The sequence below is a fragment of the Betaproteobacteria bacterium genome, assembly GCA_016713305.1.
In the GTDB taxonomy this organism is placed as follows: domain Bacteria; phylum Pseudomonadota; class Gammaproteobacteria; order Burkholderiales.
Genome location: JADJPK010000012.1, coordinates 73,822 through 96,765 on the forward strand (window position 1 = coordinate 73,822; position 22,944 = coordinate 96,765).

Consider the following 22,944-nt stretch of genomic DNA (forward strand, 5'->3'; position numbering starts at 1 on the left):
CTCTGCCGGAAAGACGCGGGCGTCCCGCGTCTTTTCCGCCTTCGGTTCCATTCCTGCTCCCCGGTCATCGCGGCAGTCCGTGCGCCCGTCCGGACTCGCGGCGCTTGTCCTGAGCGCGCTTCTGCTCGGCGCTTGCGTCGGAACGCCCGCCCTCGATCCGCAGCGCACAGCCGTATTGCCTGTCCGGGCCGAACTCGCCACAACCCCGTTCTATCCACAGGAAGCCGATCACTGCGGTCCGGCGTCTCTCGCCATGGTTCTGACGGCTCGAGGCATGCCCGCCGAGCCGAAGGACCTCGCACCCACCGTCTTCCTGCCCGCCAGAAAGGGCAGCCTGCCCCTGGACATGCTGGGCGGGGCACGGCGGGCAGGCGCGGTGGCGATGCGCACGCCGCCTTCGCTGGAATCCGTCATGGAGCACGTCGCGTCGGGCCTGCCCGTGATCGTCCTGCAGAACCTGTCCCTGCCGATCTATCCCATGTGGCACTACGCCGTCGTGGTGGGCTTCGACCGGGCCGAACGCGTCCTGTACCTGCGGTCGGGACTCGAGGAACGGCAGGTGATCGGCTGGGGCACCTTCGACAGGACCTGGGCGCGATCCGGACGCTGGGCGATGATCGCGACGAGCCCCGGAGACATGCCGCCGCAGGCCGAGCGCGCACCCTACGTCGAGGCTGCCCTGGCGCTCGAACGCCTCGGCAAGACCCCTCAGGCGAACCTGGCCTACGAAGCAGGCGTACGACGCTGGCCCGGCGATCTGACCCTGGCCGTGGGAGCGGGCAACACGGCCTACGCCGTCGGCGACCTGGACCGCTCCGAACGGGCCTTCCGCGAGGCACTGGAACACCATCCCGCCTCAGGCGCGATCCTCAACAATCTCGCCAATGTACTGGCACGAGCCGGACGGCTGGAAGAAGCCGAGTCCCTCGCCGAACGGGCGGTATCGATCCCGGGTTCGCATCACGATGCCGCCCTCGGCACGCTGCAGGAGATCCGCGAAAGGCGGACGGCCCCATCTTCGATCCGCTGAGCCGCCGCCCGGCTCGCGATGGCCGGGTTGCTCACGGTTCCGGCCGCCCGTGATGGCGGTAGAACTTCACGAGCGCCGCATCGTCGTCCCCGCCGAAGCCCAGTGCGCTCGTCCCGTCGTAGACCGACTTCGCCGCCTCGGTGACGGGCATCGGATAGCCAAGGTCGTCCGCGGCGGCGAGCACGAGCGAAAGGTCCTTTCTCAGGATCTCGACCGCGGCGCGTGGCGCGAAATCCCCCGCCATGGCCCGCGGCATCCTGTCCCGCATGACCCAGCTGTCGCCCGAACTCGCCATCACGGCTTCCATGAGCCGCCCGGCGTCGAGTCCCATCCGCTCGCCCAGCATCATCGCTTCCGCCGCCGCGGCCAGATTCACCCCCGCCAGGAGGTTGTTGAGGATCTTGGTGCGGGCTCCATCGCCTGGACGCTCTCCCATGCGCAGCAGCGCACCTGTGATTGCCTCCAGCACCGGCATGGCGAGCGCGAAGGCGGCATCGGACCCGGCCGCCATCATGGACATCGTGCCGGCCCGCGCCCGCGCCGGTCCGCCCGACACGGGGCCGTCGATGAAGTGGATGGACCGCTGCGCCAGGCGGATCCCCACGGACTCCGCGTAACCGGGGCTCACGGTACTGCTCAAGACGATGACGGCATCCGGCCGGCAGGCTGCCGCAAGTCCGTCCTGTCCGAAGATGACTTCGTCGGCCTGGCGGTGATCGACGACCAGCACCTGGATGACGTCGGCCCGCTCCCCCACCTGCGCCGGAGTGGCGCACACGCGTGCTCCTGCCTCGGCGGCCAGCCTGTCGCGCTCCGCGTCAATGTCCCGCGTGAACGTCTGCATTCCCAGACCGATGGCCCGCTGCGCCACCGCCAGCCCCATCGCCCCCGTTCCCACCACCCCGAATCTCGCGCCCTTTCCCACCCTACCGTCTCCGATGTGCCGTTCCGGCGGAGAGTATCAAGATCGGCCGCAGGGTCTCGGGCGCAGGGACGGGCGCCGCTCACCCCGGGCAATACCCACACGACCCATAAGCTTGCCAACAATAAGCTAGGCAACTAATATCCGTCCATGTTCCGGGAAGACCTGTCGCGCAACTTCGGCTTCATCCTGAACGACGTTGCGCGGCTGATGCGCACGACGTTCGACCGCCGTGTCCGTTCCCTGGGCCTCACGCGATCCCAGTGGTGGGTGCTCAACCATCTCTTCCGCAACGACGGAACCACCCAGTCGGAACTCGCCGACATCCTCGAGATCGAGAAGCCCACGCTCGGCCGCCTCCTCGACCGTCTGGAGCAGAAGGGCTGGATCCGGCGCGAGGCGGACAGCGCCGATCGCCGCGCCAAGCGGATCTTTCTCACGGAAGAGGTGGAGCCCGCCATGAAGGCGATGCGGGCCGCGGCGGCCGAACTCCGGCGCGATGCCCTGGCCGGGTTGCCGGCGGAGCAGCGGGAAGCCTTCGTCGATACATTGCTGGCCATCAAGTCCAACCTGGCCCGTTCCGAAGCCGGCGCACCCGCGCGGAACGGCCGCCGCATCGTTCCTTCCAGGCAGGCATGAAGTCCCTTCGTTCGTTGTTCACCCTGCGCGGCGCGATCCGCATCGTGCTGCTTGTCCTGATTCCCGCGGCCGGCGTCATCGCCGGCCTCACCATGTACGCGCGCAGCGGCCGTTTCGTCGAGACCGAGAACGCCTACGTGAAAGCCGACATCGTCGCCGTCAGTTCGGAGATCTCGGGGCGTGTCGTGGAAGTCAACGTCAAGGACAATCAGCCGGTGGATGCGGGTGCCGTGCTGTTCCGCATCGATTCGCAACCGTTCGAGATCGCCATCGCCAAGGCGAGAGCGCAGATGGACGTGGTCCGCACGGACGTACAGTCGCTGCGCGCCGAATACCGTGCTTCCCTGCGGGAGGCGGAGGAAACCGAGGAGAGCATCGCGTTTCTGCAGCGCCAGTTCGAGCGCCAGGAAAAGCTGCGGGAAAGCGGCATGAGCCGGGCAGATGCCCACGACGAGGCCCGCCACAACCTTGAACTCGCGCGCCGCCGCCTGGTGAGCGTTCACGAGCGGACGAGCCGCGTCGTCGCGAGCCTAGCAGGCGATCCCGATCTTCCCGTCGAGCGTTTCCCCCGCTACGCCGAAGCCCGGGCAGCGCTCGATTCAGCTCAGACGGATCTCGCCCGCACGACCGTGCGCGCGCCCTCTGCCGGCATCGTGAGCAACATGAAGCTGCAGGTGGGGGAGCACATGGAGAAGGGCGTTCCCGTGTTCAGCCTCATCGGCGGGTCATCCGCCTGGGTCGAAGCGAACTACAAGGAAACGCAGCTCACGCACATGCGCGTCGGGCAACGGGCCACGGTGACGGTCGACGCGTACCCCGATGTGGAGGGGAATGCCACGGTCGCCTCCATCGCGCCGGCGACAGGCGCCGAGTTCGCCGTGCTGCCACCGCAGAACGCGACCGGCAACTGGGTCAAGGTGGTTCAGCGCATTCCCGTGAAGCTCGACGTGACCCAGCCGCCAGGCTTGCCCCCCCTGCGAGCCGGCATGACCGTGACCGTGCGGGTGGATACCGAGCACACCAACGGGCTGCCGCGTGTCGTGCGGCGGTGGTTCGACGAAGGCTACCTTCCCCGCTCGTTGCAGCCGCGTCCGGCCCTGGCCGGCGAGTAACCCGGCATGCCGCATACGGCTGCCAACGCGCCACGGCATCCCATCCTCGTCACCGCCTCGGTGATGCTCGCGTCGCTGCTCTACTCCATCGACTGGACCATCGGCGCCGTGGCCCTGCCGCATATGCAGGGCGCGTTCTCCGCCACGCAGGACCAGATCGCGTGGGTCATCACGTCCTACATCGTGGCGTCGGCCATCACGATTCCCACGGCGGGATGGCTGTCGACACGGTTCGGGCGCAAGCGCGTCTTCGCCTACTCCCTGGCGGGTTTCACCGTGGCATCCGTTCTGTGCGGCGCCGCCGATACGCTCGCGTTCGAAGTGGGCGCGCGCGTGATCCAGGGCATGGGCGGTGCGTTCATCATCCCCTTGTCGCACGCCATCATCCTCGACACCTACCCGCCGGAAGAGCACGGCAAGGCCATGGCGCTCTGGGGCATGGGATCGGTCACCGGCTCGTTCATCGGGCCCACCATCGGCGGGTTCCTCACCGAGGAACTGAGCTGGCGGTTCATCTACTACATCAACGTGCCGTTCGGCATCCTGTCCCTGATCGGCATCGTCCTGTTCGTCCCCGAGACGGTGCGCAACGCGAAGCACAAGCTGGACTGGTTCGGTTTCCTGACGCTCGCCATTGCCGTGGGTTCGCTGCAGCTCATGCTCGACCGCGGCGGAAGCCTCGACTGGTTCGACTCGAACGAGATCATCATCGAAGCGTGCCTGGCCGCACTCGGCTTCTATCTCTTCCTTGCGCACAGCCTCACGGCACGGCAGCCGTTTCTGGATCTGAGCCTGGTCGTTCAGCGCAATTTCGCGCTGGGGCTCGCGTTCGTCTTCATGTACGGCCTGCTCACCGTGCCTCCCATCGTGCTGATGCCACCGTTCCTGCAGGACATCCGCGGCTATTCCATCGAGGCCGTCGGGCTGCTGCAGGCGCCGCGCGGCATCGGCATGCTCCTCGCCATGATGATGGGGGGACGGCTGGTCGGGACGGTCGATGCCCGCATTCTCGTGAGCCTGGGCCTGGGCATGATCGCGCTGCCGGCGGCGGAAATGTCGACCTGGACGGCGGACGTTCCTGCCTGGCCGCTCGTGTGGACGAACTTCATGCAGGGCGTGGGCGGGGGCATCATCCTCGTGCCCATCCAGATGATCGCCTTCCCCGGCGTGCCGGTCGAACGCCGCACCGAGGCGACCGCCGTCTACAACCTGATCCGCAGCATCGGGGCGAGCATCGGCGTGTCGACCGCGCTCGCGCTGTTCGTCCGGCAGTCCGGCGCCCACCGGGCCATGCTCACCGAACACGTGACGCCCTACCGTGAGGCGCTTCGCTATGCGGACACCTCCGCACAGTGGAACCTGGACACCCTGTCGCACATCGCGAAGATCGAACGCGAGATCGACCTCCAGGCGGCGATGATCGCGTACATTGGCGACTTCCGCATCCTGGCTGCTGCGGCGTTGGCGGGGCTGCCTCTGCTGCTGTTCGTCAGGACGCAGAAACGCACGGGGCCCGTGCCGATCGAAGCGACCGAAGCCGCCTGACCCCCTCGAATCGGAGACGCCATGCGCCCCTGCGACCTGTCCGGAAAACGTGTCCTGGTGACTCAAGCCAGGGAGTTCATGGGCCCCGTGTTCTGCCGAGTGTTCGCCGAACTTGGCGCGGACGTCATCGCGAGCGACCGCGCGCTGGATGCCGTGGACGCGGCCGCGAGCATCGTGACCGAGGCGGGTCACGTGGATGCACTGGTCGCCAACCTTGCCGTCCCGGCGCCCAGCACGCCCGCCCTGGAGGTCGACGAACAGGAATGGCGCGTCCTGTTCGACCACATGGTCGATCCGCTTCCGCGCCTGTGCCGGGCCGTGCTGCCACAGATGATCGAGCGCAAGGCCGGAAAGATCCTGGTGATGGGCAGCGCATCCGCGCTGCGCGGCATGAAGCGCACCTCCACCTACAGCGCGGCGCGTGGCGCGCAATTGGCCTACGTGCAGGCGCTGGGCGTCGAGGTGGCCCCGCACAATGTGCAGGTGAACGCCATCGCACAGAACTTCGTCGACAACCCGACGTACTTTCCGCCTGACGTCCAGGCCAATCCGAGATTCCAGGAACGCTTGAAGCGCGAGGTCCCGCTCGGTCGTCTGGTGAGCGCGGAAGAAGACGCCTTGTTCGCCGCGTTTCTCTTGAGCGATGCCGCGAATGCCTTCGTCGGCCAGGTGTTTCCGCTTTGTGGGGGCTGGGTCACCCGGTGACCCTCCGGCCGGCCGCCCGCCGGCCCGGCTCTTGCACGGGTGCGCAGGCGGCACCGCACGGCCGCATGCTGGCGGCCGGATTGTGGAACCCGTTCGCCGCCGCCCTGTCTTCACTTCATGTCGACACCCGCGACTCCTCACATGTCCGCGAATCCCGCTTCCCTGCGCATCGCCGTCGCGCAACTCGAACTGATCGACGGCGACCGCGACGCCAATCTGGCCAAGATCGCCGCCACCGTTGCCGCGCACGGGGACGGGCACGACATCCTCGTGCTGCCGGAAACCTGCACGAGCGGTTTCGCTTCGCTGGACGACGTCGACCGCCTCGCGGAACCGCTCGACGGCCCGACGGTCCGCACGCTGCAGTCCCTTGCCCGGGCGCACGATCTGCTCATCGTGGCCGGGATACCCGAGCGGGCGCCCGAGGGGCTCTACAACACGGCGGTGCTGGTCGACGGCAACGGTCCGAGAACGTCGTATCGCAAGACGCATCTGTGGCTGGCCGACCGCGACAAGTTTCTGCCCGGCGAGCGGTTCGTCACCACGCAGTGGCGCGGAATGACGGTCGCGCCGCTCATCTGCTTCGACATCGAGTTTCCGGAGACGGCCCGCGCCGTCTGCGCACTGGGCGCGCGCCTCATCGTCGTGTGCAACGGCAACATGGAGCCCTACGCCCACGCGCATCGGGTGGCGGCCATGGCGAGAGCGCAGGACAACCAGTGCTTCGTCGCCATGGCCAATCGAACCGGACGCGGGAGAGTCGACGTGTTCGCTGGCGGCAGCCTCGTCACCGCGCCGGACGGGCGGGTCCTCGCGGAGGCGGGACGCGAAGAGACCGTCCTCTCGGTCAGCATCGATCCGGCAGAGATCGAAACGTCCCGGCACGACTACGACTATCTCGCGCTGCGCCGGATCGGGCTTGTGGCGGATCCGCTTGCGTCCCCTATGGCGCCACGAAACCGCAAGGACGCGACGTAGTCGCACCCGCCCGCAGCCGCGGAACCGCCCCATCCTTGTGCGAAAGCGGCGTGCGCCGCACCGCGCACGTGCTTTTCCGCGCCGGCCCCCGCGCCCCCAGCTCGCTTGATCAAACGGTTAAGAACCGGTGACCGTGGCATCGAAACTGCAGATTGCGCAGGCGTCCCCGCCCGGAGCCGCCCCATGTCCGCCTCGCTTGCCCGCCTCGTTCGAGTTGCCGTACGGTTTCTTCGCCTCGTCGCCTTGCCGGCGGCGCTGGCGCTGTCGGGCTTTCCCGCGCAGGCGCTTGCCGGTGCGCCAATCCGCATCGGCACCGTCGTCTGGGTCGGCTACGGGCCGTTCTACGTGGCCGATGCCCTGGGAATGTTCAAGAAGGCCGGCCTAAACGTCGAACTGAAGATGTTTGCCGACCCGGTGGAAATCCCTCCCGCGATCGCCGGCGGTGCGCTGCAGGGCGGCATGGTGACCTACAACCAGGTGCTGCCCCAGGTCGAAAAGGGACAGATGCAGAAGGTGGTCCTGCCCATCGACTACTCTTACGGCGCCGACGCCATCGTCGTGAACAGGAGCGTCGGCAGGATCGCGGACTTCAAGGGCAAGAAGATCGGGCTGGTTCAGCTCTCTCCCTCGGACATCCTGCTTGCCTACGCCATGCGCAAGAACGGTCTCGCGGAATCCGACGTCACGCTCATCAACATGGCCCCGGATGCCGTTCCTCCCGCCATGCTGGGCGGCCAGCTCGCGGTGGGCGTGACCTGGGAGCCGATGCTGTCGCAGATCCTGGCCGCGAAGGGAGGCAAGGAATTCCGGGTCATCTATTCGTCCAAGGACGCGCCGGGCGTGATCACCGACGTGCTGGTGTTCGACGAGAAGTTCATCCAGTCCAACCCGAAGGACATCCAGACGCTGCTGAAGGTCTATCTCCAGGCACTGGCGTACGTGAAGTCGAAGCCCGACGAGGCCGCGAAGATCATCGCCAAGGTGATGAGCATCACGCCGAAGGAAGTGAAGGAACAGATGCCCCTGGTGCGCAATCTGCAGCCGGCCGACATCGCAAAGGCCTTCGCGAAGTCCGACGAGCCGCTCTCCTTCTTCGGCAGCGGCCCGCTCATCGGCGAGATTCTCAAGGCAAGAGGCGAGATCAAGACCGTGCCGCCGATCGAATCGACGCTCGAGCCGCGATTCGCCGCGGCCGTGATGGGCAAGTGACCGGCGGGAGAAACGCGCGATGGCGCTGCCCCGATACCGCTATCCGGATGCATTGCTGCCGATGAGTCTGGCCCTGGCCTACGCGGTGGGTGGCTACGCCGGAGGCATCGCGGCCATGGCGTCGGGGCTGTGGACGCTGTGGTTGCCCGGTGTGCTCCTGACGGCCCACGCCATGGTCGTCGCGGCCTACATGATCCACGAGTGCGCCCACAACTCCGTGTTCCGCGATTCCCGGCACAACGCGCTCGCCGGCAACCTCCTCTGCTGGATCACCGCGGCGTGCTATGGAACCTACGACGAAGTGCGCGAGAAGCATCTGCGGCATCACGTCGATCGGGCCGACGTGGTGTTTCTGGACTACCGTGAAATCCTGCGGCGCCGGCCGCTCCTGCGCCAAGCCGTCGTGGCGCTCGAGTGGTGCTACGTGCCGGCGACGGATCTGATGATGCACGCCCTCGTCCTGATCCTGCCGTTCACCCAGGCTCATTACCGGGCGAACCGCCCGCGCGTGCTGTTGTGCCTTGCCCTGCGCGGCGCGCTGTTCCTGGCACTCGCCTGGTATGCGTGGCCGGCAGCGCTCGGCTACGCGATCGCCTACATGGTTCTGCTCATCGTGCTGCGGACCATGGACATGCACCAGCACACGTACGAGGTCTTCGTGACGCTGGGCACGGGACGCACCGGGCCGCCGAAAACCTTCGACCGGGCCTACGAGCAGCGCAACACGTTCTCCAATGCGCTGGGCAGCGGCCGCCTCCTCAACCTGCTGGTGCTGAACTTCGGCTTCCACAACGCCCACCACGAGCGGCCCGCCGAGCCGTGGTACCGGCTGCCGGCGCTGAACCGGCAACTGTTCGGCGTGGACGCTGAGCGTTTCATTCCCTTTCGCAACGTGCTGAAGGGTTACCACCGTTACCGCGCCTCGCGCGTCATGAACGAGGACCACGGCGACATCGACGTCGGTCACGGCCCCGACAAGGGCCTGGGCTTCATCGGCGTGTACGGCGTGTCCTTCCTGACGGCGCTGTGACCGCGCCCCCCATCCGCTTTTCGAGGAGAACAACATGCAGACGACTGCCGTGATCGACGACACCATGTGGGAAGGATCGCTGCACGCGAGCACGCTGGGCACCTTCATGAACCGCCCGCGCGTGGCGGCGAAGACGGCTGCGCTGCGCGAAGCCGGCGCCCAGGTGGCGTTCCTCGGCTTTCCGTGGGACGGCACCTGCATCAGCCGGACCGGTACCAACTTCGGACCGAAAGGACTGCGCGAAGCGAGCGAGCAGTTCCTGCTCTACAACGCTTCCACCGGCATGGACCTGGCCGCGAAGTTCCGCATCGTCGACTGCGGCGACATCCCGATCGTTCCCGGCAACTCGGTCGCCACTCAGGCGCGTGCCGAGGCCATGGTCGCGGAACTGCTGGCAGCCGACGTCATTCCCATCGTGGGCGGTGGCGATCACTCCATCACCATCGGACCGGCCCGGGCGTTCGCGAAGCGGTACCGCCGCTGCGGCATGATCCACTTCGACACGCACCTCGACACCGCGGTGGACGTGGGCGGAGAAACGCTCAACCACTGCTGCCCCGTCGCTCGCGCGGTGGACGCGGGATTCGATCCGGACAACATCGTCACGATCGGGCCGAGCGGCTGGATGAATCCCAAGTCCGAACTGGCGTACGTCAAGGAAAAGGGCATCCATCTCTTCACGCTGGAAGACGTCTGGGCGCTAGGGGTGGAGGAAGTCGCCAGGCGAGCCGCTGCGTTCGCTTCCCGCGATGTCGACGCCGTCTATCTCACGGTGGACATCGATGCCATCGACGCCGCCTATGCGCCGGGCACCGGTGTCCCCACACCCTGCGGCATGACACCGCGCGAGATCATCGGGATCATCTCGCGTCTGTCCACAGCACCCATCAAGGCCATCGATCTGGCGGAGGTATCGCCGCCGTGGGACCCGTCGGGCATCACTTCGCGGCTGGGCGTGCGGATCCTGCTGGAAGCGCTCGCGGCCGCGGCGGGCGGGCACCGGTTCTAGGAAGCGGCTGCCAGGCCACCCGGCAGATCGGGTGCCCTGGCAATCGGCAAAGCGGTCCCGGCACAGTGGCCGCCGACACCTTCACCCCGCGTTGACAATTCGCAAGGCCCCGGCTGGCCACCTGCTCTATGTTGGCTCTTCCTGTTCACGATGTGGAGGAGACCCATGACAACGAAATCCCCCTTGAGGACGGCGGCAGCCGCCGCAATGCTTCTCGGCAGTGCCCTTGCCCACGCCAACGGCGGCATTTCGGGCGACGGACTGCTCGGCGACTACTACCGGGGCTGGACCCTGGATGCGGAGGGCCTGATCGACTTCACCGGTCAGTCTCTCGCCTTCAGCCGGGTCGATCCGATGCTGGACATCTGGAACGGCTCGCAGTGGTACCGGTACGAGCCCATCGCCGGACAAGGCGACAACTACGGCATCCAGTGGAACGGCTGGATCCGCATTGACGAGGCGGGCGAGTACGGGTTCGGCACGATCTCGGACGACGGTTCGCAGATCTTCATCGACGGCCAGCTCGTCGTCGACAACGGCCAGGGCCAGTGGTACGACTGGGAAGACAACATTTCCGAGGGCCACGACCCGGACCAGGTATTCGTGCCATTGAACCTCACCGCGGGAATGCATTCGATCCGGGTGAGCTTCTACGAGGGTCCCAGCTACGATGGGATCGAACTGTGGTGGCTGCGTCCCGGACGCGGTGCCTCCGTGATCCCCTACACCGGCACGACCTTCCACGGCATCCCGCCCGCGCTCGACCCCGCGACCAACTGGGAACTCGTTCCGCAAGCGGTCCTGTACTCCCAACCCGTGCCCGAACCCGCAACCTGGGCGATGCTCGCCTGCGGGCTCGGGGTGGCAGGCGCGATGGGAATGCGCAGACGGCGCACGCCGGACTGATCTTCCCGGGCGCGGTCGCGCCGGGTCTGGACCCGGCACGGCCGCACCCCTACCATCGGGCCCATGAATCTGGCCCATCTGCTTGCCCGCACCGCCCGCGTCTCGCCCGCCTCGCCGGCCCTGTTCCTCGGCAGGACACTCCACTGCGACTATGGCGAGCTTGCTCGCCGCGCCGGCGCGATCGGCGCGGCCTTGATAGGGGAGGGAATGGAGCCGGGCGACCGGGCGGCATTGTTCATGACCAACCGGCCGCAATTTCTGGAAGTCCTGTTCGGCGCCTGGTACGCGGGTCTGGCCGTGGTACCCGTGAACGCGAAGCTCCATCCGAAGGAGGTCCGCTACATCCTGGAGAACAGCGGCGCCCACGCCCTGTTCGTGTCGCGCGATGTCGGCGATGCGCTCGAACCGCAGTTGAGCGGCCTCGAGAGCTTGTCCTTGATCGTGGACGTGGAAAGCGCCGGCTATGGGGACATGCTGGACGCGCCGGCGGCGGAGCCGGTTCACCGGGCTCCCGACGACCTCGCCTGGCTCTTCTACACCTCCGGCACCACCGGCCAGCCGAAAGGCGTGATGCAGACGCACCGCAACCTCCTGGCAATGACCCTCACCTACTTCGCCGACGTCGATACTGTCGCCCGTGAGGACACCGCGCTCTACGCAGCGCCCATGTCGCACGGCGCGGGCATGTACGCCTTTCCTCACGTGCTTGCCGGAGCCAGACACGTGGTTCCCGAAAGCGGCGGTTTCGAAGCCCGTGAGGTCGTCGAGCTCGCGAACCATCACGGCAACGTCTCCATGTTCGCTGCCCCGACGATGGTCAAGCGTCTTGTCGACTTCGCGTCGGAGCCGGGCGTGGACTGCAGCGGCATCAAGACCATCGTCTACGGCGGCGGTCCGATGTATGCGGAAGACATCCGCCGCGCCATGGACGTCATGGGCCCGCGCTTCGTGCAGATCTACGGTCAGGGCGAGTCCCCCATGACCATCACGGCACTGTCGCGTGCCCACCTTCTCGATTCGTCCCATCCGCGCCACGCGGAACGCATTGCCTCGGTGGGAGTGTCACAGAGCTGCGTGGAGGTGCGCGTGGCAGACGAAGACGGCCATCCTGTCCCGCCCGGCACGACCGGCGAGGTGCTCGTCCGCGGAGATACGGTCATGAAGGGCTACTGGCGCAACGAGGCGGCCACCGAGAAGACGATCCGCGACGGCTGGCTGTTCACGGGCGACGTCGGCCGCCTGGACGGCGACGGTTTCCTCACGCTCATGGACCGGTCGAAGGACCTCATCATCAGCGGCGGCGCGAATATCTATCCGCGCGAGGTCGAAGAAGTCCTGCTGCGTCATCCCGCGGTGCACGAAGTGTCCGTGGTGGGAGGACCGCATCCCGAATGGGGAGAGGAAGTGGTGGCGTTCGTGGTGGTGCGGCCGGGCAGTACCGTCGACAGCAGTCAGCTCGACGCGCTATGTCTCGATGCCATCGCCCGCTTCAAGCGCCCGCGCGTGTACCGATTCGTGGATGCGCTGCCGAAGAACAACTACGGCAAGGTACTGAAGACCGAGTTGCGGGCGCTGCTGCAATCAGGCTGAGCACGGGGTCGTTCCTGCGCCCGGTCGACGGCAATCACTCGTACCGCAAGGCCGCAGCAGGATCCAGACGCGCCGCACGCCAGCTCGGATAGACCGTGGCGGCGAGCGAGAGCAGCAGCGCGACGCCGGCCGTGTAGACGACGTCGCCCCACTGCAGCTGCGACGGGAGCTGGTCGATGCGGTAGACCTCGGCGGAGATGGCCTTGAAACCGAACGCGTGCTCGACCCACAGGGCGAGCGCCGGCACGTTGAAGGCGATCGCCACGCCGGCGAGAACGCCGATGCCGGTGCCGATCAGCCCGATCATCGCGCCCTGGACCATGAAGATCCGCATGATGCCGCCGGGCGATGCGCCCAGCGTGCGGAGGATGGCGATGGCCGGTGCCTTCTCCGTCACGGCCATCACCAAGGAGGCGACGATGTTGAAGGTGGCGATGGCGATGAGCAGCGAAACCACCAGGACCACCATACGCTTGGACGTCTGCACCGCGAAGAAAAGATTGGCGTTGCCCCGCGTCCACTCGCTCACGAAGTAGTCGGGCAGCCGCTGCCCCAGCTCGGCCGCGACGCGCGTGGACTGCATCGGATCGTGAAGCTGCACGCGCAGTCCGGACACGCGCTGACCCATCGCGTAGATCGTGCGCAGATCGTCGATGTGCATGAGGGCCAGCATGTTGTCGAAGTCGTACATGCCCACACCGAAGGTGCCTGCCACCACGGCGGGCTTCATCAGCGGCAGGCGGGCATCCGATCCGCCATCGCCTCGCGGGGCGATGAGCACCACCCGTTCACCGACCTTCACGCCCAGCCCCTTGGCCAGTTCGGACCCGAGGATGATCCGCAGGCTGCCGCTCGTCAGATCGTCCAGCCGGCCCGATTTCATCTGGCCGTCCAGGTCGACGGCACGGCGTTCACGTTCCGGATCGATGCCGCGGATGATCGACCCGCGCACGTTGCCCCCAGCGGACAGCAGCACCTGGGCCTGCACGAACGGCGCAGTCGCGCGCACGCCCGGCAGGGCTTCGGCCGTCGCCGCAGCGGATTCCCAATTGCGCAGCGCACCACCGAATCCGACCACCTGCACGTGCGGCGTGGCGCCGAGGACGCCCTTGCGGAATTCGTGCTCGAACCCGTTCACGACCGACAGGACGACGATCAGGGCGGCCACGCCCAGTGCGACGCCGGCCATGGAGATGACCGAAAGGAAGGCCACGAACTGGCTCGAACGTTTCGGACGTGTGTAACGGCGGCCCACCAGCCACTCGTATTTCATCGCCCGGCCCTTCGAACCCGCGGGCAGTCCCCAGCTGCTCCGTGGCGCGAGCACCGGGCGAGGAATCCGGCAAGACGGCACGACTTCGGCGACAGTCTGGGTGCGGGCTGCATGGCAGCGAGTCTAACCCACGGACCCGCGGTGCCGATGTCTCGCCGGCCGTTGCGAAATGTCAACGACACCGCGGCGCGCAGCCCATAGCCTGCTCCTGTCGGCGAGGTGTGCGGCGGTTCCTGCCGCGACGGCACCGGTCCGGCCCAGTCAAACGCTCGGGAGACCCTCATGCACCTTCGGAATGCCATCGCGGCACTTTGCCTGTCCACCACCTTTGCGACGGCAGGTGCTGCAGTTCCACTCCAGATCGTCGCGGACGCCGCCGACGGTTTCCCCGGCCTGGTATTCGACGCGGGCCAGGGACTGATGTGGCTCCAGGACACCAACTGGGCCTGGAATTCGGGCGAGCTGGGTCGGATGATCACGTGGAACGAGGCGACGGCCTGGGCCGACAACCTCGTCGTCACGCACGACGGACGCGTCTACGCCGACTGGCGACTGCCCACGGTGGCCGAGATGGCCTACCTCCGATCGAACTACCAGTCGGCCGGCTTGCCCATCGGTACCGGATACACGACGCTGCCGGAACCGGTCACCTCCCCCGGACCGTTCCTCGTGAACCAGTTCATCGACGGTGCCACGGCCGATGCCTGGGCCTGGGACGAGGTTTCGTCCGGCGCGGCCCGCTACATGGACATGGACGCCGTCTTCTCCGAAAGCGGCTACACCGCAGGCAAGGACACGGCCATGCTCACGTGGGGTGCCGTGATGGTGCCGGAGCCGGAGTCCTGGCTCATGGTCGGAGCGGGACTGCTGCTTGTCGCGGGCTTTTCGGCACAGCGGCGGAGTCGCTGAGAAGGACCTGACAGGGCGATTCAGCCGGGTCCGCAGACCGGGTCGGGCCTCGTCACCCCGTCCGGCCACGGCGCGCTCCCGGCTGAAGGGTCATGCCGGACGCTGCTCCGATCTGCGCAGATCGAGTGCAGCATCATCGCCGCCCGAATCCGCCGGTTGCGGCGCGCTCCGCCGGCCCGCCAGTGCATCCCGTAGCAGCGGAATCAGTCGGTCCATCTCCTCTGCCACGCGCCACGCGTCGGTTCCGGGTCTCATGCGTCCACGGATCTCCTCCGCAGAAGCGAACGGCCAAATGAGTTCGCTGCCGCGGACGGCGACGTCGCGGTCGTCGAGCAACTCCAGAAACCGGGCGTGGATGTAGATCTGATCCAGATCCTTCGTACGGGGCGACCCGAGGCTGGTCCCGCCCACGTGCCAGACGCTGTTGGCCGCCGGTCCCTCCAGGTAGCGGATGTTCTTTCCTTCCCCCATGGCGACAGACCAGAGGACGCACAGCGTGTCGAAATAGCCTTGATAGTCCTTCAGGCACTCGCCCCCGACCAAGCCCAGCTCACGCAGCCGCTCCCGGGTGGGCGCAGGCGGCACCCGATACAGGCGGGCATCGATTCCGTACCGCTCCATGAGCGACCGCATCACGCGAACGTTGAAGTAGAGGAAGTACGTCTCGGGGTAGGTCAATCGCAGACGGCGATGGATCTCGCGGAAGATCGCCAGCGCGCATTCCTCGGGTCCGGGTTCGAGCCGGTCGAAGAGCGATGAATCGAACACGTAGAGGTCGTGGTCGAGAATGCCGAAATCGTGTTCGGCGCACCGCAGGAACAAGGACAGCACGCGGCCGTGCATCTGGCTGGTACCAGGCAGGGCGGGGAGATCGAACCGTGCCCGGTCCGGATAGCGGCGGGCGAGCGCGCGGCGTTCCCAGCTTCGCAGTCCGTTTCCAATGATGACGACGGCCAGATCGGCGGGGAGAAGGTCGAGCGACGGAAAGAGGTAGTGCAGCGTCCGCGGCATGGCGATGACGAAGAAGCATCCCGGCCCGGAGACTTCCCGGGAAAGGAATCTGCGGAATCGAACGGCGCTGGAGGGTGCGCCAAGCAGCATGGCGTTGACCGGCCGTGCCAGGACCCGCCAGGCGCGGGAGGCGAATTCCACTGCGATCGTCCGGGAGACGGCCCCCCAGCCGAGGCCGCGCCGCCGGAGGGTCGAAATCAGTGCGTAAAGCCGGTACAGAACGTTGAGGAGTCGCCGCATCGTCGTGGGACAGGTCGGAGCCGGCCGGGCCGGCTCCGGCGTCGAAAATCGCGGCGGTTACAATTCCGCCCTCTCGCGTCTTTCCAGTCCAGGATTGTCCCATGCCAAAGCACACCATCGCCGTCATCGCCGGAGACGGCATCGGCAAGGAAGTCATGCCCGAAGGGATCAGGGCCCTCGACGCCGCCGCCCGCCGGTTCGGCATCGACCTCGCCTTCGACCATTTCGACTGGAGTTGCGACAACTACGACCGCCACGGATGGTGGATGCCGCCGGACTGGCGCGACAGGATCGGCGGCCACGAGTGCATCTTCTTCGGCGCCACCGGCTGGCCCGCGCGGGTGCCGGACCATGTCTCTCTGTGGGATTCCCTCATCCAGTTCCGCCGCGGCTTCGACCAGTACGTGAACCTGCGCCCGGTCCGGCTCATGCCCGGCATCACCCCGCCGCTCGCGGGCCGCAAGGTGGGCGACATCGACTACTTCGTGGTCCGCGAGAACACGGAAGGCGAGTATTCGTCGGTGGGCGGCCGCATGTTTCCCGGTACGGACCGTGAAGTCGTGATGCAGCAGTCGGTCTTCACGCGCAAGGGCGTGGACCGCATCATGAAATTCGCGTTCGAGCTGGCGAAAACGCGTGCGCGCAAGCAGGTGACGTCCGCGACCAAGTCGAACGGCATCTCCATCACCATGCCTTACTGGGACGAGCGCTTCGCCGAGATGGCGAAGCAGTATCCCGGCATCTCCACGAACCAGTATCACATCGACGGGCTCACGATCCAGCTCGTCCTCAATCCCCAGCGCTTCGATGTCATCGTCGCCTCCAACCTCTTCGGGGACATCATCTCCGATCTCGGGCCCGCCACCGCGGGCACCATCGGCATTGCACCGTCGGCCAACATCAATCCCGAGCGGCTGTTCCCGTCCCTGTTCGAACCGGTCCACGGTTCGGCCCCCGACATCTACGGCCGACGCATCGCCAACCCCATCGGGCAGATCTGGTCGGGCGCGATGATGCTGGACCACCTCGGCTACCCCGAGGCTTCCGCTGCCATCGTCCGTGCGATCGAAGGCGTGCTGAAGGACGGCCCGCGCACCCCCGATGCGGGCGGAACGGCAAGTACGGAAGACATGGGCAAGGCGATCGCCGCGGCGATCTGACCCGGCTCCGTGGCGGGTTCCACCATGATTCTGCTGGCCCCGATGGAAGGCCTCCTGGATCACACCCTGCGCGACATCCTCACGCGCGTGGGCGGCGTGGACCGGTGCGTCTCGGAGTTCATCCGGGTGACCGACGCAGTGCTGCCCGACCGGGCCTTCCGGCGCATCATTCCCGAACTCGAGAATGGCGGACGCACGCGCGCAGGTGTGCCGGTCCGGGCGCAGCTTCTCGGCTCCGATCCACAGTGCCTGGCGGAGAACGCAGGCAGGCTGGCCCGCCTCGGGCCAGCAGGGATCGACCTCAACTTCGGCTGCCCGGCCAAGATCGTGAACCGGCACCGTGGCGGCGCCGTGCTGCTCGATGAACCGGAACTGGTTCACCGCATCGTCTCGGCCGTGCGCCGCGCGGTTCCGGCCTCCATGCCGGTGTCCGCCAAGATGCGCCTGGGCAACCTCGACGGTTCCCGTGCCGTGGAATGCGCGCAGGCCATGGCGAGCGGCGGTGCCGAAGAACTGGTCGTGCACGCGCGGACCAAGGTGGACGGATACCGTCCTCCGGCCTATTGGGAGCGCATCCAGGAGGTCCGTGCCGCCGTGGCGGTGCCCGTGATCGCCAACGGCGAAATCTGGACCCCCGGCGATGCCGTCCGCTGCCGGGAGCGTTCGGGGTGCAGCAGCCTGATGCTCGGGCGCGGCATGGTCGCGGATCCAGGACTGGCACTCGCCATCCGGGCCGCCGATGGGTGTTCGCCCGATGCCCTCGACCCGCTCCCCGGCTGGGGGCGTATCTTTCCATTGCTGGGCGAGTTCTGGCATCTGGTCGGAGCGCGCCTGGAGGCGCGGCACCGCGCGGGCCGGCTCAAGCAGTGGCTGAACCTGCTGCGCCGCCGGTTCCCGGAAGCGGAGGCCGCTTACGCGGCGATCCGGCCGGTGAACGATCCGGCCGCCGTCGCACAACGGCTCTTCGGCGGACTGCCGCCTGAGGCACACGCTGCCTGAGGAGCTCCGTTCATCGATCGCGGGAGCAGCGTCATGGCCAAGCGAATCACCCTCGTCCAGGGACATCCGGACGCCACCGAACAACACCTGTGTCACCGCCTGGCGCAGGCGTATGCCGAAGCCGCGCGCAGTGCCGGTCACGAGGTGCGCATCATCGACGTGGGAGCGCTGGAATTTCCGGTGCTGCGGTCGCGGCGTCAGTGGTACGACGGCGCCCTGCCGCTACAGCTGAAGTCCGCCCAGGAGTCCATCGCCTGGTGTGAACATCTCGTGCTGTTCTTCCCCCTGTGGCTCGGCGACATGCCGGCATTGCTCAAGGCATTTCTGGAGCAGATTGCCCGGCCGGGCTTCGCGGTGCCGCGCGAAAACGCCGGGCTGTCGACGAAGCTCCTGTCCGGGCGGTCAGCCCGCGTGGTGGTGACCATGGGCATGCCGGCCATGCTGTACCGCTACTACTTCCGCGCCCACAGCATCAAGTCGCTGGAGCGGAACATCCTCGGCTTCGTCGGGTTCGCCCCCGTGGACGAGACGCTCATCGGCTCGGTCGAAGGACTGGGAGAGGCCGGCGTGCGGAAGTGGTGCAACAAGATGCGCGCTCTGGCGCGGGCTTGACCGGGTCTTCCCGCGCCGCCGGAGTGCGGTGCCCCGGACGCTCGGCGCTGCATCGGAACCGGCCCGGGCGATGCGGGCCGATTCGAACGCGGCGAGCGACGGTGTTCGGGAAGGAACTTCCCGTATGACCGATCAGCGCTTGATCGGAAAGAACGACACCGGCGTCATCAGACGGTTTTCCTGCGCTTCCAACGCGCCGAGCTTGGCGCTCTCTTCCGTGTAGGCCAGCCACTCGGGATCGGCCCACATCGCCGCGCGGCGGCGCTCGCGGTCGCCGGCATTCTCGTAGGCCCAGATGTGGATGTACTGGTTCACATTGCCCGTCTCGGTGGTCAGATACGCGAAGGGCTCGCCCAGGTGGCGGGTCTGCGGCCCCTTGCCCATCTTCTCGTACAGCGCCAGGTGTTTCTTGATGGTTCCGGGACGGCAGGTGTAGGTGCGAACGTCGAGCAGCATGGAGTTCTCCTTCGGTGAAAGTGATGGCCGCCGTGCAGCGGCAGGGGCGGAAGTGTAGCGCCGCGAGGCGCGAAAACTAGCGCACCTGTTCGGCCGCCGCGAGCGCGTCGCGCAACGACTCGAATCCGAAACCGGGTGTGCGCGCGGCATCGAGGATGACCTTCTCGCGGCGGGCCATGAGATCGATCGCCGCCGGAATCCTGTCCAGTTCGTCGGGGCGGAAGACGACGGCGCCGTGGCGGTCGGCGTGCACCATGTCGCCGTGGCTCACCGACATGCCCAGCACGTCCACGGTGATGCCGAAATCGACCACCTGTACCCAGCCGTGACTGGGCGAGAGCATCGGCGCGAGGCACTGGAAGTTCGGATGCATCGCATCGAGATCGCGCATCGATCCGTTGGTGACCGTGCCCAGACGGCCGAGCCCGTGGTGAATTGTCGTGTTCACCTCGCCCCAGAAAGCGCCGAGCCCCGTCCGGCTGTCGACGTCCTGCACGATCGTCACGGTGGGTCTTGGATCCTGCGCGAGATACTCGTAGTAGCCGAGTTGCTTCTTCTTGCGCTCCGCGCCTTCGTACGGCTCGGAACAGCGGATCATCGCCGTCCGCGCGTAGCCCACGATGGGGGGAAGCGCAGGAAAGGCAGCGATCAGCGTCTGCCGCGTGAACCCGGTCGTGAACCGCCGGCCTCGCACGATCTCCAGTGCGTTGCAGATGGTGGGCGTATCGTATCGCCCGATTTCCTCGAACAGCGCCTGCACGTCCATCGTGTCACCTCCCGATTCCTCGTTGACCATCCTGTTCGCGGACGACCGGATCGTCGCGATCCACAAGCCGGCCGGCCTCCTCGTTCACCGGTCGAACATCGACCGTCACGAGACGCGATTCGCTCTGCAGATGCTGCGTGACCAGCTCCGCCGCGAAGTCTATCCGGTGCACCGGCTCGACAAGCCGACCTCCGGGGTCCTGCTGTTCGCACTCGATCGCCCGACCTGCCGCGATCTCTCCGCGCAGTTCGAAGCGGGACGGGTGCGCAAGCGCTATCTCGCGATCGTCCGCGGCCATCCGCCCGCGGAGTTCATCATCGACCATCCGCTCGCCTCCATCGACGACGACCCCGGCGGAAGGAAGGCGCCGGCCGGCGATGCGCAACCGGCTGTGACCCGTGGCCGCTTGCTTGCAAGAACCGAACTCCCCGTGCAGGTCGACCGCTATCCCACCAGCCGCTATGCGCTGGTGGAACTCGAACCCGTGACCGGCCGCCGGCACCAACTGAGGCGGCACCTCAAGCACGCCACGCATCCCATCATCGGCGACACGACCTACGGCAAGGGCCGCCACAATCGCCTGTTCCTCGAGCGCTTCGGCATCGGCCGGCTCCTGCTCGCGTGCACCGGACTGGAGTTTCCGCATCCCCACACAGGTGTTCCTCTCGCCGTGCACGCCCTCCCTGCGTCCGACTACATGCAGGTTGCCCGGGCGCTCGGGTGGGATGCCGTGGCGGAGTCTTCAGTCACGGCCTCGCAAGGCCCTCGCACCATTGCATCCGATCAGCCGAGCCAGTCCTTCATCCTGCCCGTGTAGTCGGCATCGCGCATCACACGCTTCATGAGCGCGTCGTCGGCCACGCCCTGCAACTGCGACGCAGGCGTGCCATCGCGCAGCGCCTGCAGGGTGTTCTGCACCGCCTGCACTGCCGCCATGAAGGGCTGGTGTCCCTGGAGACACACTCGCACACGCCGGCTGGACAGATACTCGAGATCCATGAGGTCCTTGCTCACGGAGCCCAGGATCAGGGGCAACGAGGTCGCCGCCGCGATGGCGTCGAGGTCCTGCCGGGTCTTCACTCCGACGAAGAAGAGCGCGTCCACGCCACACGCCTCGTAGGCCCTGGCCCGCTCGACGGCGTCCGCCACGCCGGTCATGCCGGGCGCGCTGGTTCGCCCGGCGATCATCACGCCCGTGTCGCCACGAGCCGCCACCGCGGCCCGCATCTTTCCCGTCCCTTCCTCGATCGACAGAAGCCTCGCCTTGCCGCCGGTGCCGTGTGGCTGCGGAAGATCCGTATCCTCGATGGAAAGCGCGGCCACGCCTGCGGCTTCCAGTTCCTCGACGGTGCGCATCACGTTGAGGGCATTGCCGTAACCATGATCCGCATCGCAGAGCAGCGGAAGACTCCCGGCACGGCAGATGCGGTGCGCCTGTTCGGCGAACTCGGACAGCGTGAGCACGATGATGTCCGGCGCGCCGAGCACGGTGAGCGAAGCGATGGAGCCGGCGAACATGCCCGCCTCGAAGCCGAGGTCCTCGGCGATGCGAGCGGACACCGGATCGAAGACGGAAGCCGGATGGATGCAGCGCGCTCCCTGCAGGACTGCGCGGAATCGGTCGCGGCGGGCGGACCAGCGTGACATGGGGCAGTGACCTCGAAGAAGAATCAGACCGTGGCGACCGGCGTGACCGGGGAACCGACCGCGCCGGGCAGTCGAAGCGGTGGCGCCGTCAGCAGAAAGCGCGTGCGCTTGTGCGCGCGCAACCATTCGCCGAGATCCTTCAACCACCAGATCTCCCCCAGCGGCACGCCCAGCTTGAACAGGCAGTGGTGATGCAGGGGAAGATGCGGTCCCTTGCCGGGGACGTCGGGGGGCGGATAGAACTCCACGGCGTAGTTGTCGGCGCAGATCGCGGCGATGCCGCTATCGGTGATCCACTGCAGCACGCGGTCGTCGCGGCTGTCGAGTCCCATCGCCGCCGCGTCGAGCCGCGCCATGTCGGGCTGACGGTTCATCTCCATGATGACGTCGGAGAACCCGGTGCGCATCACCATGAGATCGCCCCGCTCCACCTCGATACCGTCGGCGTCCATCACGTGGCGGATGTCGTCATACGAAACGGCGCGCCGCTGGTAGCCGAAGTGCGCGTGGAAGTCGAACATCACCGCCCGTCCCTGGATGGGTTTCGCCGCGAAATTGGCGATGGAAAGCTTGAGAGCGCCCATGTGCTCGCCGCAGGGCTCGACGCGATCGTGGTGATGAACGACCGGTCCCACCACGTCATGGTTCGCACGAAAGCCGTTGTAGTAGACCATCTCGGCCACGCCGTCCGCGTCGGCGTCGAACTCGGCTCCCACATGCGCCAGGGAATCCCACTGTGTCGAATACTGCAGTGTGAGCAGCACCTGGTCGTCGCACACGACATCGGTGCTGTGGCCACCGTCGAGCTTGCCGAGAGGGAAGTTCATGTTGGGCATCCCCTCCCGCTGCGTCGGCTGCAGCCGGGGCGGGTGCCGCCGGGGGTTCAGCACGTTGCCGCCCGGGTAGTCGAGCGGGAGGGAGAGACAGAAGCTCAATCCCTCCTTCACCTCGGCGATGCCCTGGCGCACCTTCTCGGGCGTGAGCAGGTTGATGCGTCCCAGTTCGTCGTCGGGACCGAAGTCACCCCACGTGGACCCTTCGGGCCGCTGTCGCCATCTCGGATTCATCGCCTCTTCTCCTCCCGTGTCGAAGCGACCGATTCTACTTCGCCGTTCGCGTGACCGGCCCGGTTGTGGGTACCATCGGCGAATTCCTCGTTCCGGTTTCCCGTGTCCGCGCCGTGCGCGCGCTCCGGC

Annotated in this window: 23 protein-coding genes; 16 read left to right on the forward strand and 7 right to left on the reverse strand. The window is 67.1% G+C overall.

Annotated elements, in window-relative coordinates:
• Positions 1-79: 79 nt before the first annotated feature.
• Positions 80-1,030: a PA2778 family cysteine peptidase gene (locus IPK20_16635; GenBank protein ID MBK8018187.1), complete on the forward strand. Its 951-nt coding sequence runs from the start codon at positions 80-82 to the stop codon at positions 1,028-1,030.
• A 31-nt stretch (positions 1,031-1,061) separates the two neighbouring features.
• Here the strand turns inward: IPK20_16635 and IPK20_16640 are convergent, their stop codons facing one another.
• The gene (locus IPK20_16640; GenBank protein ID MBK8018188.1) at positions 1,062-1,955 is read right to left on the reverse strand and encodes an NAD(P)-dependent oxidoreductase; all 894 of its coding nucleotides are present in this window, start codon (positions 1,953-1,955) and stop codon (positions 1,062-1,064) included.
• Between the two features lie 147 nt (positions 1,956-2,102).
• Between IPK20_16640 and IPK20_16645 the strand changes: the two genes are divergently transcribed.
• From IPK20_16645 to IPK20_16690, 10 genes are all read left to right on the forward strand, one after another.
• Positions 2,103-2,591 carry a MarR family transcriptional regulator gene (locus IPK20_16645; protein ID MBK8018189.1) on the forward strand — a complete coding sequence of 163 codons (489 nt, stop codon included), beginning with the start codon at positions 2,103-2,105 and terminating at the stop codon, positions 2,589-2,591.
• Entirely contained in the window at positions 2,588-3,703 is a 1,116-nt protein-coding gene (locus IPK20_16650) for an HlyD family secretion protein (GenBank protein ID MBK8018190.1), read from the forward strand. Before IPK20_16645 ends, IPK20_16650 begins: the two co-directional genes overlap by 4 nt.
• A gap of 6 nt (positions 3,704-3,709) precedes the next feature.
• Positions 3,710-5,248, forward strand: coding sequence for a DHA2 family efflux MFS transporter permease subunit (locus tag IPK20_16655; protein MBK8018191.1), 1,539 nt, complete (start codon positions 3,710-3,712; stop codon positions 5,246-5,248).
• 21 nt (positions 5,249-5,269) lie between these two features.
• The gene (locus IPK20_16660) at positions 5,270-5,953 is read left to right on the forward strand and encodes an SDR family oxidoreductase (protein ID MBK8018192.1); all 684 of its coding nucleotides are present in this window, start codon (positions 5,270-5,272) and stop codon (positions 5,951-5,953) included.
• Between the two features lie 141 nt (positions 5,954-6,094).
• The gene (locus tag IPK20_16665; GenBank protein MBK8018193.1) at positions 6,095-6,931 is read left to right on the forward strand and encodes a carbon-nitrogen hydrolase family protein; all 837 of its coding nucleotides are present in this window, start codon (positions 6,095-6,097) and stop codon (positions 6,929-6,931) included.
• Positions 6,932-7,114: 183 nt separating this feature from the next.
• A complete protein-coding gene (locus tag IPK20_16670) occupies positions 7,115-8,140 on the forward strand; it encodes an ABC transporter substrate-binding protein (protein MBK8018194.1) in 1,026 nt (341 codons plus the stop codon).
• Between the two features lie 25 nt (positions 8,141-8,165).
• A complete protein-coding gene (locus IPK20_16675; GenBank protein MBK8018195.1) occupies positions 8,166-9,170 on the forward strand; it encodes a fatty acid desaturase in 1,005 nt (334 codons plus the stop codon).
• Between the two features lie 34 nt (positions 9,171-9,204).
• Positions 9,205-10,179, forward strand: coding sequence for an agmatinase family protein (locus IPK20_16680; protein ID MBK8018196.1), 975 nt, complete (start codon positions 9,205-9,207; stop codon positions 10,177-10,179).
• A 165-nt stretch (positions 10,180-10,344) separates the two neighbouring features.
• A complete protein-coding gene (locus IPK20_16685) occupies positions 10,345-11,085 on the forward strand; it encodes a PEP-CTERM sorting domain-containing protein (protein MBK8018197.1) in 741 nt (246 codons plus the stop codon).
• 63 nt (positions 11,086-11,148) lie between these two features.
• Complete coding sequence (locus IPK20_16690) at positions 11,149-12,675, forward strand: AMP-binding protein (protein MBK8018198.1); 1,527 nt, start codon at positions 11,149-11,151, stop codon at positions 12,673-12,675.
• A 34-nt stretch (positions 12,676-12,709) separates the two neighbouring features.
• On the opposite strand, the gene IPK20_16695 is transcribed toward IPK20_16690, so the two are convergent.
• A complete protein-coding gene (locus tag IPK20_16695) occupies positions 12,710-13,948 on the reverse strand; it encodes a lipoprotein-releasing ABC transporter permease subunit (GenBank protein ID MBK8018199.1) in 1,239 nt (412 codons plus the stop codon).
• A gap of 282 nt (positions 13,949-14,230) precedes the next feature.
• Between IPK20_16695 and IPK20_16700 the strand changes: the two genes are divergently transcribed.
• Entirely contained in the window at positions 14,231-14,857 is a 627-nt protein-coding gene (locus tag IPK20_16700; GenBank protein ID MBK8018200.1) for a DUF1566 domain-containing protein, read from the forward strand.
• Positions 14,858-14,947: 90 nt separating this feature from the next.
• Here the strand turns inward: IPK20_16700 and IPK20_16705 are convergent, their stop codons facing one another.
• Positions 14,948-16,108 (reverse strand): hypothetical protein, encoded by a 1,161-nt coding sequence (locus IPK20_16705; protein MBK8018201.1) that lies wholly within the window; start codon positions 16,106-16,108, stop codon positions 14,948-14,950.
• Between the two features lie 101 nt (positions 16,109-16,209).
• Here IPK20_16705 and IPK20_16710 point away from each other — a divergent pair, with 101 nt between their 5' ends.
• The 3 genes from IPK20_16710 to IPK20_16720 are packed head-to-tail and all read left to right on the forward strand — an operon-like array spanning position 16,210 to position 18,879.
• Positions 16,210-17,268, forward strand: a complete 1,059-nt coding sequence (locus IPK20_16710; GenBank protein ID MBK8018202.1) for a tartrate dehydrogenase — start codon at positions 16,210-16,212, stop codon at positions 17,266-17,268.
• 24 nt (positions 17,269-17,292) lie between these two features.
• Positions 17,293-18,267 carry a tRNA-dihydrouridine synthase gene (locus IPK20_16715; GenBank protein MBK8018203.1) on the forward strand — a complete coding sequence of 325 codons (975 nt, stop codon included), beginning with the start codon at positions 17,293-17,295 and terminating at the stop codon, positions 18,265-18,267.
• 33 nt (positions 18,268-18,300) lie between these two features.
• Positions 18,301-18,879 (forward strand): NAD(P)H-dependent oxidoreductase, encoded by a 579-nt coding sequence (locus tag IPK20_16720; GenBank protein ID MBK8018204.1) that lies wholly within the window; start codon positions 18,301-18,303, stop codon positions 18,877-18,879.
• Between the two features lie 132 nt (positions 18,880-19,011).
• Here IPK20_16720 and IPK20_16725 read toward each other — a convergent pair whose 3' ends face one another.
• The gene (locus IPK20_16725) at positions 19,012-19,335 is read right to left on the reverse strand and encodes an NIPSNAP family protein (GenBank protein ID MBK8018205.1); all 324 of its coding nucleotides are present in this window, start codon (positions 19,333-19,335) and stop codon (positions 19,012-19,014) included.
• Between the two features lie 76 nt (positions 19,336-19,411).
• Entirely contained in the window at positions 19,412-20,101 is a 690-nt protein-coding gene (locus IPK20_16730; GenBank protein MBK8018206.1) for an RraA family protein, read from the reverse strand.
• On the opposite strand from IPK20_16730, the gene IPK20_16735 reads away from it, so the two are divergent.
• Positions 20,049-20,918 (forward strand): pseudouridylate synthase, encoded by an 870-nt coding sequence (locus IPK20_16735; GenBank protein MBK8018207.1) that lies wholly within the window; start codon positions 20,049-20,051, stop codon positions 20,916-20,918. The genes IPK20_16730 and IPK20_16735 overlap by 53 nt on opposite strands.
• Here IPK20_16735 and IPK20_16740 read toward each other — a convergent pair.
• Positions 20,885-21,748 (reverse strand): isocitrate lyase/PEP mutase family protein, encoded by an 864-nt coding sequence (locus IPK20_16740; GenBank protein MBK8018208.1) that lies wholly within the window; start codon positions 21,746-21,748, stop codon positions 20,885-20,887. The two genes, IPK20_16735 and IPK20_16740, sit on opposite strands and share 34 nt — an antisense overlap.
• A 23-nt stretch (positions 21,749-21,771) precedes the next feature.
• A complete protein-coding gene (locus IPK20_16745; GenBank protein ID MBK8018209.1) occupies positions 21,772-22,815 on the reverse strand; it encodes a cyclase family protein in 1,044 nt (347 codons plus the stop codon).
• Positions 22,816-22,944 lie beyond the last annotated feature (129 nt).